Annotated in this window: 13 protein-coding genes and 1 pseudogene; 12 read left to right on the top strand and 2 right to left on the bottom strand. The window is 65.7% G+C overall.

The genetic code is table 11. The annotated features are described in order from the left end of the window. The 3 genes and pseudogenes from EV641_RS28785 to EV641_RS28775 form a co-directional block, all read left to right on the top strand. Window positions 1-102: pseudogene (locus tag EV641_RS28785) on the top strand (F420-dependent glucose-6-phosphate dehydrogenase); the annotation flags it as partial. 17 nt (window positions 103-119) lie between these two features. Beyond that, window positions 120-1769, top strand: coding sequence for a glucose-6-phosphate isomerase (gene pgi / locus EV641_RS28780; protein ID WP_054717307.1), 1650 nt, complete (start codon window positions 120-122; stop codon window positions 1767-1769). 3 nt (window positions 1770-1772) lie between these two features. Beyond that, the gene (locus EV641_RS28775) at window positions 1773-2063 is read left to right on the top strand and encodes a WhiB family transcriptional regulator (protein WP_132476913.1); all 291 of its coding nucleotides are present in this window, start codon (window positions 1773-1775) and stop codon (window positions 2061-2063) included. Between the two features lie 63 nt (window positions 2064-2126). Here the strand turns inward: EV641_RS28775 and EV641_RS28770 are convergent, their stop codons facing one another. After that, a complete protein-coding gene (locus tag EV641_RS28770) occupies window positions 2127-2957 on the bottom strand; it encodes an NAD(P)-dependent oxidoreductase (RefSeq protein WP_132476911.1) in 831 nt (276 codons plus the stop codon). 86 nt (window positions 2958-3043) lie between these two features. Here EV641_RS28770 and EV641_RS28765 point away from each other — a divergent pair, with 86 nt between their 5' ends. The 4 genes from EV641_RS28765 (at window position 3044) to EV641_RS28750 (ending at window position 7124) form a co-directional block, all read left to right on the top strand. After that, on the top strand, window positions 3044-4621 hold the full coding sequence (locus EV641_RS28765) for a methylmalonyl-CoA mutase family protein (RefSeq protein ID WP_132476909.1): 1578 nt from the start codon (window positions 3044-3046) through the stop codon (window positions 4619-4621). Then, window positions 4621-5016: a cobalamin B12-binding domain-containing protein gene (locus EV641_RS28760; protein ID WP_054717303.1), complete on the top strand. Its 396-nt coding sequence runs from the start codon at window positions 4621-4623 to the stop codon at window positions 5014-5016. Before EV641_RS28765 ends, EV641_RS28760 begins: the two co-directional genes overlap by 1 nt. A 99-nt stretch (window positions 5017-5115) precedes the next feature. Continuing rightward, the gene (locus EV641_RS28755) at window positions 5116-6072 is read left to right on the top strand and encodes an LLM class F420-dependent oxidoreductase (protein WP_132476907.1); all 957 of its coding nucleotides are present in this window, start codon (window positions 5116-5118) and stop codon (window positions 6070-6072) included. Further along, a complete protein-coding gene (locus EV641_RS28750) occupies window positions 6069-7124 on the top strand; it encodes a CoA transferase (protein WP_132476905.1) in 1056 nt (351 codons plus the stop codon). The genes EV641_RS28755 and EV641_RS28750 overlap by 4 nt, the downstream gene beginning before the upstream one ends. Before the next feature lie 81 nt (window positions 7125-7205). Here EV641_RS28750 and EV641_RS28745 read toward each other — a convergent pair whose 3' ends face one another. Further along, on the bottom strand, window positions 7206-8216 hold the full coding sequence (locus EV641_RS28745) for a ferredoxin--NADP reductase (RefSeq protein WP_054717476.1): 1011 nt from the start codon (window positions 8214-8216) through the stop codon (window positions 7206-7208). Between the two features lie 120 nt (window positions 8217-8336). Between EV641_RS28745 and EV641_RS28740 the strand changes: the two genes are divergently transcribed. The 5 genes from EV641_RS28740 to EV641_RS28720 are packed head-to-tail and all read left to right on the top strand — an operon-like array spanning window position 8337 to window position 13369. Continuing rightward, window positions 8337-9740, top strand: a complete 1404-nt coding sequence (locus EV641_RS28740; RefSeq protein ID WP_132476903.1) for an AMP-binding protein — start codon at window positions 8337-8339, stop codon at window positions 9738-9740. Further along, window positions 9718-10623, top strand: a complete 906-nt coding sequence (locus tag EV641_RS28735; RefSeq protein ID WP_054717471.1) for an acyl-CoA dehydrogenase — start codon at window positions 9718-9720, stop codon at window positions 10621-10623. The genes EV641_RS28740 and EV641_RS28735 overlap by 23 nt, the downstream gene beginning before the upstream one ends. Then, window positions 10610-11698, top strand: a complete 1089-nt coding sequence (locus EV641_RS28730; protein WP_054717468.1) for an acyl-CoA dehydrogenase family protein — start codon at window positions 10610-10612, stop codon at window positions 11696-11698. Before EV641_RS28735 ends, EV641_RS28730 begins: the two co-directional genes overlap by 14 nt. Window position 11699: 1 nt before the next feature. Next, window positions 11700-12467 (top strand): enoyl-CoA hydratase/isomerase family protein, encoded by a 768-nt coding sequence (locus EV641_RS28725; protein ID WP_054717465.1) that lies wholly within the window; start codon window positions 11700-11702, stop codon window positions 12465-12467. A 20-nt stretch (window positions 12468-12487) separates the two neighbouring features. After that, the gene (locus tag EV641_RS28720; RefSeq protein ID WP_054717480.1) at window positions 12488-13369 is read left to right on the top strand and encodes an alpha/beta hydrolase; all 882 of its coding nucleotides are present in this window, start codon (window positions 12488-12490) and stop codon (window positions 13367-13369) included. Window positions 13370-13537: the final 168 nt, after the last annotated feature.

The raw sequence follows: 13537 nt of genomic DNA, 5'->3' as shown, positions 1-13537 counted from the left end.
GGGTTGAATCATTTGGTGTTTCATGCGCCGGGTCATGATCAGCGGCGGTTTCTGGAGTTGTTCGAGCGGGATCTGGCTCCGCGGCTACGCGCCCTGGCCTGAGCGGACGGTTGAGCGAGATGACTTCGGTTGCACAGAACGTGACCACTCTTCCGCAGTGGAAGGAACTCGACGCCCATCGCGCCGACATCGAGTCGGTGCACCTGCGTGAGCTGTTCGCAGCAGATCCGGCCAGGATCGAGGCGATGACCGTCACCGCCGCGGATCTGACGGTCGACTACAGCAAACACCGAATCACCCACCGCACCAAGGAGTTGCTGCTCGACCTCGCACGCGCGACCGGGGTCGAGGGCGCACGCGACCGGATGTTCGCCGGTGAACACATCAACGTCACCGAGGACCGGGCGGTCCTCCACGCCGCACTGCGACTCCCGTCGACCGCGCGGTTGACGGTCGACGGTCAGGATGTGGTCGCCGACGTGCACGACGTGCTCGCGTCGATGGGTGCTTTCACCGACCGGGTCCGGGACGGCCGGTGGCGCGGAGCGACCGGGGAGAAGATCACGACAGTGGTCAACCTCGGGATCGGCGGATCCGATCTGGGCCCAGTGATGGTGACACGTGCGTTGCGGCACTACCACGACGGTCCGCAGGTGCGATTCGTGTCGAACGTCGACCCGGCCGATCTCACGGCAGCCCTCCACGGCCTGAATCCGGCCACGACGTTGTTCATCGTGGCGTCCAAGACGTTCTCGACAGTCGAGACGCTGACGAACGCGACCGCAGCGAGGCGCTGGCTGGTCGCGGCGTTGGGCGAGGACGCGGTCGCGGTGCATTTCGTTGCGGTGTCCACACACGCTCAGCGGGTCGCGGAGTTCGGGATCGACCCGGCCAACATGTTCGGCTTCTGGGACTGGGTCGGCGGCCGGTACTCGGTCGGCTCGGCGATCGGGCTGTCGGTGATGTGCGCGATCGGCCGCGAGCGATTCGCCGAACTGCTCGACGGGTTCCACCGCGTCGACACCCACTTCCGTACCGCACCCCTCGAAGAGAACAGTCCGGTCCTGCTCGGCCTGCTCGGCGTGTGGTACACGAGTTTCCTCGGCGCGCAATCGCGTGCCGTGCTGCCCTATTCCAACGACCTCGTGCGCTTCCCCGCCTATCTGCAGCAGCTGACCATGGAGTCGAACGGCAAGTCCGTACGTGCCGATGGCGCTCCGGTGGGATGCGCGACCGGCGAGATCTTCTGGGGGGAACCGGGAACGAACGGACAGCACGCGTTCTATCAGTTGCTGCACCAGGGAACGCACCTGGTGCCGGCGGACTTCATCGGATTTGCCACGTCGACGGATGATCTGCCCACCGCCGACGGAACCGGAAGCATGCACGAGGTGCTCATGGCGAACTGCTTCGCGCAGTCGAAGGTGTTGGCGTTCGGGCGCACCGCAGACCAGGTGCGGTCCGATGGCACACCCGAGGAATTGGTGGCGCACAAGGTGATGCCCGGCAATCAGCCGTCGACGACGATCCTTGCTCCGATACTGACCCCGTCGACCCTCGGGCAGTTGATCGCGTTGTACGAGCATCAGGTGTTCGTACAGGGCGTGGTGTGGGGGATCGATTCGTTCGACCAGTGGGGCGTGGAACTGGGGAAAGTACAGGCAACGCAACTGCAGCCGGCGTTGTCGGGCGACGGCGATCCGGCGACGGGTGATGCCTCCACCGACGCGCTCATCCGAATCTATCGAGAGATGTCGAAGGGAGAGTGACCCGTGCCCGCTCTGAAACTCCTCAAACTCCCCCCGCCGGTGGCGGAGTCGTGGGACTGGCAGATGGACGCGGCGTGCCGCGACGTCGACGGGGCGATCTTCTTCCACCCCGACAACGAGCGTGGTGAACCGCGTGAGGAAAGGGTCGCGGCTGCGAAGCGGATCTGTCAGGTATGCCCGGTGCGTGCGCAGTGCTCGAGCTACGCCTTGGAATCCGGTGAACGTTACGGGGTCTGGGGCGGCATGACCGAAGAGGAACGGAAGGCCACCCGCAGGCGGCGTGTGGTCCGGTAGTGCTCCCGGAATGCGACGGCACCGAGTGAGATTCACTCGGTGCCGTTTTGTGCGGTGCGATGATCAGGCGTCGAGGAACAGATCCCGCTGAGGGTTGTCGCCGCCGCCGTAGCGCGAGAGATCGGTGACACCGGCTGCGGTGAGAACATCCGAGTCGATGTAGCACTTGCCGCTGGTGGTCTTCGCGGGGCCCGACAGGATCGCGACCGCGGCGTCGGCCATGATCTCGGGGCTACGCGACGACGACAGCAGGTTCTCGCCGTCCTGCATGTTCGCGACCGCGGAGGTGGCGATGTAGGTCTCCGGCCACAGGCAGTTCGCGGCGATGCCGGCCTCGGCGTACTCGGCCGCAAAACCCAGTGTCAGCAAAGACATTCCGTACTTGGACAGTGTGTACGCGGGATGTGCACCCAGCCAGTACGGGTTCATGTTGATCGGCGGGGAGATCGTGAGAATGTGCCCGTTCTCGGACTTGCGCAGATGCGGCAGTGCTGCCTTCGTGAGGAGGAAGGTGCCCCGGCAGTTGATTTCCTGCATGAGGTCGTACTTCTTCGCCGACAGCTTCTCGGTCGGTTCGGTTCCGATCGCGCTTGCATTGTTGACGCACATGTCGATGCCACCGAATCGCTCGACGGCGGTGTCGACGGCGCGCTGGACGTCCTCTTCCTTGCGTACGTCGCCGACGATGGCGACGGCCTTGCCGCCGGCTGCCTCGATGTCGGCCACGGCCGTGTGGACCGTGCCCTTCAGCTTCGGGTGGGGTTCGGCTGTCTTGGCCAGGAGCACTACGTTCGCGCCCTGTGCTGCGGCTGCGACGGCGATCGCAAGTCCGATGCCGCGGCTGGCGCCGGACACAACCATCGTGCGGTCGCGAAGTGCATGCTGGCTCGTCATCGTTCTCCCTGCTCGGATTTCGTGGGGCTCATTCGTTCTCACCGATGATATTGGCATTCTCATTTTCTGCAAGTAAGGTATCCAGCGTGAGCGATATCGTGGAAACCTCGTCCGGGATCCCGCTCGATCCGGTGTACGGGTCGGGGGATCGAGAGCGTGAACTACCCTTGCCCGGGAAGTTCCCCTTCACCCGTGGAAACTTCGCCTCCGGCTACCGGGGGCGGCTGTGGACCTTCCGTCAGTACTCGGGCTTCGGTACCGCCGAAGAATCCAACCGCCGCTACCGCTACCTGCTCGAACAGGGCGGAACCGGGCTCTCGGTCGCGCTCGACCTGCCCACGCAGTGCGGCTACGACTCCGACGACCCCGAGGTCACCGAAGAGGTGGGCCGCGTCGGGGTCGCCGTCGACACCCTCGCCGACGCCGAGATCCTCTTCGACAGCATCCCCCTCGACAAGATCAGCACCAGCTTCACGATCAACGGCACCGCCGCGATCCTGCTGGCCTTCTATGTGGCCGCCGCCGAGCGCAAGGGGGTGCCGCGCGAGAAGCTCACCGGCACCATCCAGAACGACATTCTCAAGGAATACGCGTCCCGCGGAACGTGGATCTGGCCGCCCGAACCGTCCCTGCGTCTGATCGCCGACACGATCGAATTCTGTGCCGCCGAAGTCCCGCGGTTCAACGCGATCTCGGTGGCGGGTGCACACTTCCGCGACGCGGGAGCCAACGCGGTCCAGGAGATGGCCTTCACCCTCGCCGACGGTGTCACCTACTGCGACACCGTGGTCGAACGCGGCCGCATGACCATCGACCAGTTCGCGCCGCAGATCTCGTTCTTCTTCTACACTCACGGCGACTTCTTCGAGGAAATTGCCAAATACCGTGCCGGACGCCGTCGTTGGGCGACAATCGTTCGCGAGCGCTACGGCGCGACCACCGACAAGGCATCGATGTTCCGTTTCGGTTGTGTCGCCGGTGGTGCCTCGCTTTACGCCCCACAGGCGCAGAACAACCTCGTGCGTGTGGCCTACGAGTCCATGGCCTCCGTGCTCGGGGGTGTCCAGTCGATGTTCACCGCGGCGTGGGACGAGCCGTTCGCCCTGCCGAGTGAGGAATCCGCGACGCTCGCGCTGCGCACGCAGCAGGTCCTCGCCTACGAGACCGGCGTGACCCGGGTGGCCGACCCGCTCGGTGGGTCCTACTTCGTCGAGGCACTCACCGACCGCACGGAAGAGCGCATTGTCGAGATCATGACCGATCTCGAACAGCACGGCGGCATGGTCCGAGCCATCGAGGACGGCTACCTCCAGGGCCTCATAGCCGACGAGGCGTACAAGCTCCACAAGGAGATGGAAGCCGGCGAGCGACCGATCGTCGGCGTCAACAAGTTCGTCTCCGACGAGCCCGCGCCGGAGATCTCCACCTACGAACTCGATGCCGAAGGTCGCGAGATGCAGCTGAAGCGTCTCGCGAAGGTGAAGGCCGAGCGTGATCCCGAGGCCGTGCGCAGCACCCTCGCAGCCTTGTCCCGCGCAGCGGAAGGAAACGACAATCTCATGCATTCCCTGATCGACTGCGCCAACGCCTACTGCACGGTCGGCGAAATGGTGTCCACACTCAAGTCCGTGTGGGGCGAGTTCCAGCAGCCGGTGGTGTTCTGATGACCGCCCGCGTTCTCGTCGCCAAGCCCGGACTCGACGGCCATGACCGTGGCGCCAAGATCGTTGCGCGCGCATTGCGTGATGCCGGCTTCGAAGTGATCTACACAGGGATCCGCCAGAAGGTCGAGGACATCGTGTCCATCGCCGTCCAGGAGGATGTCGCTGTGGTGGGTCTGAGCATCCTCTCGGGCGCGCACGTCGCCTTGACGACGAAGGTCGTCGAGGCCCTGCGCGCCGCGGACGGCAGCGACATCGACGTGATCGTCGGCGGCACCATCCCGCAGTCCGACGTCCCCAAGCTTCTCGATGCCGGGGCCGCCGCGGTGTTCCCGACCAGTACGCCACTCGACGAGTTGGTCGCCGGAGTGCGCAAGCTGACCGAGAACGCACGCTGACCGGCAACCCGGACCAGGCGTAACCCATTCTCGAGCCCGGCCACCGAGCGCGCCACCGGGCCGCGCAGTCAAACGAACTCGTCGAATGCTGGAGGAATCGTGCGGATCGGAGTGATGGTCGGGCCTGAGCAGGGTGATACGGCCCGCAAGGTCGACCGGATGCTGAAAGACGTCGAATGGGCCGAATCCGCGGGGTTCGACACCGTGTGGGTTCCGCAGATCCCCACGGACTTCGACGCATTGACGGCCGTCGCCCTCATGGGTACGCGGACGAGCCGCATCGAAATCGGTACTGCCGTCGTGCCTCTCCAGGCACAGCACCCGGTGCACCTGGTGCGCCAGGCACTGTCCACCCACGCTGCGCTGAACGGACGGCTCGCGCTCGGTGTCGGCCCGTCGCACCACTGGATCGTGCAGGACATGCTCGGCCTGCCCTACGAGAAGCCCGCCAAGTTCACCCGGGACTACCTCGACGTCCTCGGTGGCATCAAGGACCTCCCCGGGTCGATCGATGTGGAGAACGACACGTTCACCGTGCACAATCCGCTCGATATCGGACCCGTGGCACCCTTGCCGCTCCTGGTCGCTGCGCTCGGGCCCGTCATGCTGAAGATCGCCGGTGAACGCGCCGACGGAACCATCCTGTGGATGGCCGACGAACGCGCGATCGGTGAGCACATCGTTCCCCGCATCACCAAGGCTGCTGCCGAAGCAGGCCGCCCCGACCCGCGGATCGTCGCGGGTGTGCCGGTATGTCTGTGTGCACCGGGCGAGGAGGGCATCGCGCGTGAGCGTGCCAACCGCATCCTCGCCGAGGCCGAGATCTCGCCGAACTACCAGCGTCTGCTCGAGCAGGGCGAGGCCAAGGACATCGGCCAGATGGCCATCGTCGGCGACGAGAACGCAATCCTCGCCGGGTTCAAGCGGTATCGCGACGCGGGCGTGACCGATCTGTCGATGCGCCTATTGCCCATCGGCAACAACCGCGACGAACTGGTCGCGTCGAAGTACCGCACGCGTGAGGTCGTCGCCGAGCTCGCGAAGGAACTGAGGTGACCACGGGTTCCGGTCCCCTCGCAGGTATCCGGATCCTCGAGGTCGGCCACATTCTTGCCGGACCGTACGCAACGATGATGCTGGCCGATCTCGGGGCAGAGGTCACGAAGATCGAACCACCGACCGGCGACCTGTCGCGGCAGGTCAGCGACGCGTACTTCGCGAGCCTCAATCGGGGCAAGCGGAGCATCTGCCTCGATCTGACCACCGAGGACGGTCAGCGCCGGCTCGGTGAGCTCGCCGCCGAATCACACGCTCTGCTCGTCAATCTCAAGCCGTCGGCGATCCGGAAATCCGGCCTGACCTACGACGCACTGCGTCGGTTCAACGACAGGATCGTGTGTGTCGCGCTCACGGGGTACGGCCTCGACGAGGGCGATGATCCGGCGTTCGACTACGTCATCCAGGCGGTGACGGGTGTCGCTGATCTCACCGGCGACCCCGCCGGGCCACCGACCCTGCCCGGGTATTCGGCTGCCGACAACTCGACCGGCCTGACGGCGGCGCTCGGACTGCTCGCCCAGATCGTGTCGGGCCGCGGGGGCCAGGTCGAGGTGTCGCTACGCGATGTCATGCTCTCGCAGCTCAACTACCGTGCCTCCGCATATCTCAACGAAGGAACAGCGCCGCGTCGTATGCCGAACGGGGCGCACTCGTACTACGTTCCTGCGCAGCTGTTCCCGACATCCGACGGGACGTTGGCCTTGTTCATCACGCACGACGGTTTCTGGCGGACGTTCGCGGCGGAGGCCGGCGTCGACGGTTTCGAGACGATGGCCGAACGCGCGGCGAATCGTGACGAGGTGCTTGCAGTCGTCACCGAGGTGCTCGCCGGCGACACCGCCGCCGGGTGGGAATCGCGGTTGCGCCCCTTGGGTGTGCCCGCCGCCGCGGTCCGGTCGCTGCCGGATGCGCTCGAGGCCACATCGTCGATGGTCGTGGAGGCCGGCGACTTCCGGCTCGTCGGAAGCCCCATCCGCATCGACGGCTACGAGCCCGAATACGGGGCGCCGCCGCGGCTGGGTGAGCACGGCACGCTTCCCGTCGGCTGATCGGAGTCGTCGGTCGCACAGGCACAACATGTCGATGGCCCCCAACGGATTCCGTTGGAGGCCATCGACATGCCGGAGGGTCTATTCGTACCGCACCTTGATGGAGCAGTCCGGTACGGCCTGGCAGGTGAGGGTGTAGCCGTCGGCGATCTCGTCGTCGCTGAGTGCGTCGTTGACACGCATGGTGGCGCTGCCGTCGGTGATCTTCGCGATGCAGGTCGCGCAGTTGCCGGCCTCGCACGAGAACGGAGGCGCCAATCCCGCGCGACGTGCGCTTTCGAGGAGAGTCTCTCCCGGATTCAGCGGCACCGACACGCGCTGGCCGCCCAGCCGGATCGACACGGTGCCCTCGATCGGTGCGGCCGGGATCGGGGTCTCCACGTCGGCAACCTGCACGGGTTCCGCGGCGGTGCCGAAGCGTTCGCTGTACACGGTGCCGGGACCGGTGAGGGCGGACTCGATCATGTCCATGAATGCCTCGGGGCCGCACAGGTATGTGTCGGACGCGGTGTCGGCGCCGATGAACTCCAACGCACCTGCGGGGGTGAGCAGGCCCAAGTCGTCGTCGAAGTGGCGAACGACGGTGAGGCGTCCGGCGTACTTCTCGACGAGATCGTCGGTCACGGCGTCGAAGATCGCCGCATTGCGGTCGCGATCGGCGATGAGCAGACGGACGTCCCGATCGGTGGTGGCGAGGGTGCTCTTCGCGATCGACAGGAGCGGGGTGATGCCGCTGCCGCCCGCGAATCCGATGACGGGTCCTTCGCCCTCGCGCAGCAGGAAGGTGCCCGCAGGGCGGGTGATCTCCACCTGATCGCCCTCGGCCACGTTGTCGTGCAGCCAGTTGGAGACCTTGCCTCCGGGGACCCGCTTGATGGTGGTCATCATCTCGGTGTCGGTCTCGGGGGCGCTCGACATCGAGTACGACCGGTAGAGGTCGGTGCCGTCCACGTTGACCTTGAAGGTGCAGAACTGGCCTGCCTGGTAGGTGAACGGCCCGTCCACAGGGGCGAGCACGTAGGTGCGGGCGTCGTCGGTCTCCTTCACGATCCGGGTAACGGTCGCGCGCTGGAACAAAGGTGGTCTCGCCATGGACCGTCTCCTCCTGGTATCGATATTCTGCTACTTGGAGAGTACTATTCTCGCCAGTGAGAGCGAAAGCTCCCGACCGAGATATTCCCAGGATGAGACGGGATCGTAAGGAACGAGGACATGGCCGACCGCACCGTGCTGGCCTTCGACCAGCAGGAATACAGCCGCGCGCAACTCGAAGCGCTGGCTGCCGGTATGGCAGCGTCCCTCGAGCGCCGCGGTGTCACACCCGGCGACCGTGTGGCCCTCATGTCGTCGAACCGGCCCGAGTTCGTCATCGCCGTGCTGGCCATCTGGCAGGTCGGTGCAGTCGTCGTCCTGATCAGTCCGGCATGGAAACGCGCTGAAGTCGCGCACGCGCTCGACGTCAGCGAGGCGACCCATGCTGTCGGCGACAATTCGGCCCTGGCCGCCCTGATGCCCACGCTCTGCCTCGACGATCAGATCGAGGAGGGATTTCGCCCGCCCACGCGGGCGGGCGCGGATGCCGACGCCCTGCTGGTCTTCAGTTCCGGTACCACAGGTCTTCCGAAAGCGGTCCGACACACCCACGCGTCGTTCGCCGCCGCAGTCGCGCACTGGCGCGACGCCCTGAAACTCACCGCGAGCGATCGCATCCAGATCGTCACACCCCCGTCGCACATCCTCGGTCTGCTCAACATCGCGACCGCACTCGATGCAGGCGCCTGGCTGCGGCTGCATCGGCGTTTCGATCTCGACGCGATGCTGCGCCACATCGAGAGCGACCGCATCACCGTCGAGATGGCTGTCGCACCGATCGCTCTGGCCATGGCGTCACACCCGCAACTCGAGTCCTTCGACCTGTCGTCGCTGCGCTACATCATGTGGGGTGCCACGCCTGTCACGCCGAGCGTCGCCGAGACCGTCACTCGGCGCACAGGGGTGCCGTGGGTCCCCGCGTACGGCGCGAGTGAAGTGCCGGTGATCGCCTGCAGTCCGATCGACGGTGCGCGCCTGGACAGCGTGGGTCGTGTGGTTCCGGGTGTCGAGATGCGCGTCGTGTCGCTCGAGACGGGCGAGACACTCGCACCGGACCACACGGGCGAGATCCAGGTGCGCTCCGCGTCCATGATGGCCGGATACCTGCCCAGGGACTCGACCGCCGGTGCATTCGTCGACGGCTGGTACCGCACCGGCGACGTCGGCAGTGTCGACGCCGACGGTTGGGTGCGCATCACCGACAGATCCAAGGACATGATCAAGGTCAACGGCTTCCAGGTGGCGCCGGCCGAGATCGAAACCGTCCTGTTCTCCCACCCCGACATCGCCGACTGTGCGGTGTTCGGCACCGATGACCCTTCCACCGGGGAAGCCGTCGTCGCAGCGGTCACGACCACCGCACCGATCGAAGCCGACGAGATCATCGACCTCGTCGGGAACACTCTCGCCTCGTACAAGCGTCCGAGCCGAGTGGTCTTCGTGCCCGAAATCCCGCGCCTGCCCTCCGGCAAGGTGTTGCGCCGAATACTCGAGGAGCGCCATGGACGTACGTCTGACCAATGAACAACAGCAATTGCGCGACGCAGCCGCAAAACTCGCCGACGATCTGGGGCCGGGTTCGGTTCAGGACCTCGACGACGCGACACGTGTCGCGCGGCTGGAGAAGACGGTCGCCGCGGCCGGCTGGCGCGAACTGCGTTCCGACGGTGCCTCCGGCGTCGAGGTGGCCATCGTTGCCGAAGAATTCGGCCGAGGACTCGTGGATGTTCCGTTCCTCGGGCCGATCCTCGCCGACGACCTGCGACGGCATCTCTCCGACGACCAACAGACCTGGGGCATCGCCATCGGTGCCGACGCGTTCGACGCGGCGGGACTCACTCGCGCACTCGTAGTGCGCGACAACAGTATCCTCGCGGCCGAGATCGGCGACCCCGCCGAGGGTGCCGACTTCACCCGCACATTCGCGACGTTGGTCGAACCGTACGAACAGCTCGGTGACCTCTCGTCCGAGCAGATCGAGCGGGGATACGCGCTGGCGTTGGTCGCCACGTGCGCGGACCTCGTGGGAACCTCGCGTGGCGCCCAGGCAGCCGCGGTCGACTACGCCAAGATCCGCGAACAGTACGGCAACACGATCGGCTCGTACCAGGCCGTCGCGCACCTGCTCGCCGAGAGCGAAGCGCTCATCGAAGGATCCATCAGCGTGCTTCGGCACGCGGCATGGGCCGTCGACGAACTGACACCCGCCGAGGCGGTCCGCGCCGCGCGGATCGCGAAGATCTACTGCGCCCGTGCCGCCCGCACGGTGTGCGAAACGGCTATCCAGGTGCACGGCGGCATCGGAAACACCTGGGAATGCATCGAACACGTCTACCTTCGGCGGGCGCTGACGTCCACCGAACTGTTCCCCGTGAGCCTGGAGGAGATCGACCTTGGACTTTCGTGACTCGCCGGAAGAAGCCGCGTTCCGCACGCGGCTGCGCACCTGGCTCGCAGAGATAGCAGGCAAGTTCCCCACATCGGGCGACGAGTACTGGGCCAAGCAGGGAGAATGGCACCAGGCCCTGTACGGGGCGGGATTCTTCGGATTGTCCTGGCCCAAGGAGTACGGCGGCCAGGAACTCCCGCCGGTCTTCGACGTGATCCTCGACGAGGAACTCGCAATCGCCGGTGCGCCGCCGCGGCCCAGCCTCGGTTACCTCGTGGTGGGTCTCGGGCATCACGGAAGCAAAGAACTGCAGCAGCGGTTCCTGCCAGGGATGATCAACGGCACCGAACGGTGGTGCCAGGGATTCAGTGAACCCGGCGCCGGCTCCGACCTCGCATCGCTGACCACCACCGCGACCCGCGACGGCGACGAATACATCATCCACGGTCACAAGATCTGGACGAGCTACTCCGACGTTGCCGACTGGTGCCTGTTGCTCGCGCGCACCGATCCGGATGCGCCGCGGCACCGCGGAATCTCGGCGTTCATCGTCCCGATGAAGCAGCCGGGCATCGAGCAGCGGCCATTGAAGATGATCAGTGGTGTCACCAAAGAATTCGGTCAGGTCCTGTTCGACGGTGCGCGGGTCTCTGCGGATCAGATGGTCGGCAAGCCTGGCGACGGCTGGCGCATCGCGATGACGGTGGTCGGGCACGAACGCGAACCCTCCACACTCGGATTCGCAGCCCGCTACGGCAAACTCGTCCGCCAGCTTGCCGCCCGCACAGAAGGCAGACCGCCGGAAGATCTCGCGTGGGCCGCGGTGCAATCGGAGATGCTGCGCCTGCACGTGCGCCGCCGGCTGTCGGAACAGCTCGACGGTGTGAACCACGGGTCGGAGGGCTCGCTCGACAAGTTGCTCATGACCTGGGTGGATCAATCGGTCGGCCACGCCGCGCTGGCGGTGGCCGGCACCCGCGACACCGAGCTGCTCGGCTCGTACATGTACAGCCGCGCGCAGTCGGTGATGGGCGGTACATCGCAGATCCAGAAGAACATCATCGCTTCACGAATCCTCGGATTGGGGGTCTGACATGTACGACATGCCCGACGAAATCGACGTTCAGGCGGACGGCCCGCTGCGGATCATCACCCTCAATCGCCCCGATGATCTCAATGCAGTCAACGATGCTCTGCACGAGGGACTTTCGCGACTCTGGACACGCCTCAGTGCGGACCGCGATGCGCGTGTCGCGGTGATCACGGGTGCCGGGCGAGCCTTCTCGGCCGGCGGCGACTTCACCTATCTCCAGGAACTCGCGAAGGACCCCGACCTGCGCGCGAAGTCGATCGCGGACGGACGTGAGCTCGTGCTCGGGATGACCCGGTGCCGAATCCCGGTGATCGCCGCTGTGAACGGGCCCGCAGTGGGGCTCGGCTGCAGCATCGTTGCGCTCAGCGACATGGTCTACATGGGTGAGAAGACCTACCTCGCCGACCCGCACGTACAGGTCGGTCTTGTCGCCGCCGACGGCGGTGCGCTCACCTGGCCGCTGCAGATCAGTCTGTTGCAGGCGAAGGAGTTCGCCTTCACCGGCCAGCGGATCCCCGCGCAGCGGGCACTGGAACTGGGGCTGGCCAATCATGTGGTCGAGGATCCGCTCAGCGAGGCACTCGCGGCCGCCAAGAACATCCTGGATCAGCCGCAGAAGGCGATCGAGGCGACGAAGCGCCTGATCAACATCCAGCTCGAGCGTACGGTGCTCGCCGCCATCGACTTTGCGCTGTCGGCAGAGGAAATGACGTTCCAGAGCGATGACTTCCAGGCCAACATCGCGCGCCTGACCGCTGGCAAGAGCTGACGGTCAGCATGCTCGGCCGTATGAGGTCGCTGGCAAGTTTTCATCCTGATCTGCGGGTCGCGGCGCTGGTGGCGCCGCGACGCGCGGTGACACCGAGAACCCTTCCGGTGTTGCGCAGACTCACGAAGGCGATCAAGGGTAGAGACGCGGATGTCCACGTCCTGGAACCTGGTGTAGCGGTGCGATATTTCCGTCCGCGCACGCCGGTCGGAGACGAACCGCGTCCGGCGCTGTTGTGGATCCACGGCGGTGGTTACGTGTTCGGCCGAGCCGTGCAGGACGATGCGCTGTGTCAGCGTTTTGCCGACCGGCTCGGTGCCGTCGTTGCGTCGGTCGATTACCGGCTCGCGCCGGAGTTCCCGTATCCGATCCCGGTGGACGACTGCTTCCAGGCCTATCGGTGGCTCGTGCATCGGCCGGAGGTGGACGCGTCGAAGATTGTGATCGGTGGTGCCAGTGCGGGTGGAGGTCTTGCTGCCGCGCTCGCGTTCGCCATACGCGACAGCGACCTCACGGAGCCGGCGTTCCAGCTCCTGGTCTATCCGATGCTCGACGACCGGACCGTCTCCGGGCCCGAGCACATGCGTATGTGGGACGAGGACTGTAATCGCTTCGGGTGGGCGAGTTTCCTCGGGGACGCCGATGCCTCGATTGCGGCGCCGGGACGTCGAACAGACCTGGCGGGGCTCCCACCGACGTGGATCGGTGTGGGCTCCAACGATCTGTTCGCGCGCGAGGATCGTGAATATGCGGACCGGCTCGTCGAAGCCGGGGTACCATGCGAATTCCATCCGGTATCAGGGGCTTTCCACGGTTTCGACCTCGTCTCCTCGCGCAGCGGTGTCGCGCGGGAGTTCTTCGACGAACAGTGTGTCGCCGTGAGCAGGATCCTTGAGGACTGACCTTCCCGACAGAACGACGGCGCTTCCGAACTCCCCGGAGTCCGGAAGCGCCGTCGTATCGGTCTACGAGTGAGCGAGTTCGTAGCGTCGGCGGTATTCCGTTTTGGATGTCTCGCTGACGTCCACGTCTTTCGCTCGTGCGCGCAGGGCACCGACGGTGGCCTGTTC

This window comes from Rhodococcus sp. SMB37, from assembly GCF_004345605.1.
Taxonomy (GTDB): Bacteria; Actinomycetota; Actinomycetes; order Mycobacteriales; family Mycobacteriaceae; genus Rhodococcus.
The sequence above is the reverse complement of the archived record's forward strand: the minus strand, read 5'-3'. Positions and strand labels throughout refer to the sequence as shown.

Coding starts and splice junctions, on each gene's coding strand:
- pgi (WP_054717307.1), top strand. CDS start 120: ATGACTTCGGTTGCACAGAACGTGACCACTCTTCCGCAGTGGAAGGAA.
- EV641_RS28770 (WP_132476911.1), bottom strand. CDS start 2,957: ATGACGAGCCAGCATGCACTTCGCGACCGCACGATGGTTGTGTCCGGC.
- EV641_RS28760 (WP_054717303.1), top strand. CDS start 4,621: ATGACCGCCCGCGTTCTCGTCGCCAAGCCCGGACTCGACGGCCATGAC.
- EV641_RS28745 (WP_054717476.1), bottom strand. CDS start 8,216: ATGGCGAGACCACCTTTGTTCCAGCGCGCGACCGTTACCCGGATCGTG.
- EV641_RS28740 (WP_132476903.1), top strand. CDS start 8,337: ATGGCCGACCGCACCGTGCTGGCCTTCGACCAGCAGGAATACAGCCGC.
- EV641_RS28735 (WP_054717471.1), top strand. CDS start 9,718: ATGGACGTACGTCTGACCAATGAACAACAGCAATTGCGCGACGCAGCC.
- EV641_RS28725 (WP_054717465.1), top strand. CDS start 11,700: ATGTACGACATGCCCGACGAAATCGACGTTCAGGCGGACGGCCCGCTG.
- EV641_RS28720 (WP_054717480.1), top strand. CDS start 12,488: ATGAGGTCGCTGGCAAGTTTTCATCCTGATCTGCGGGTCGCGGCGCTG.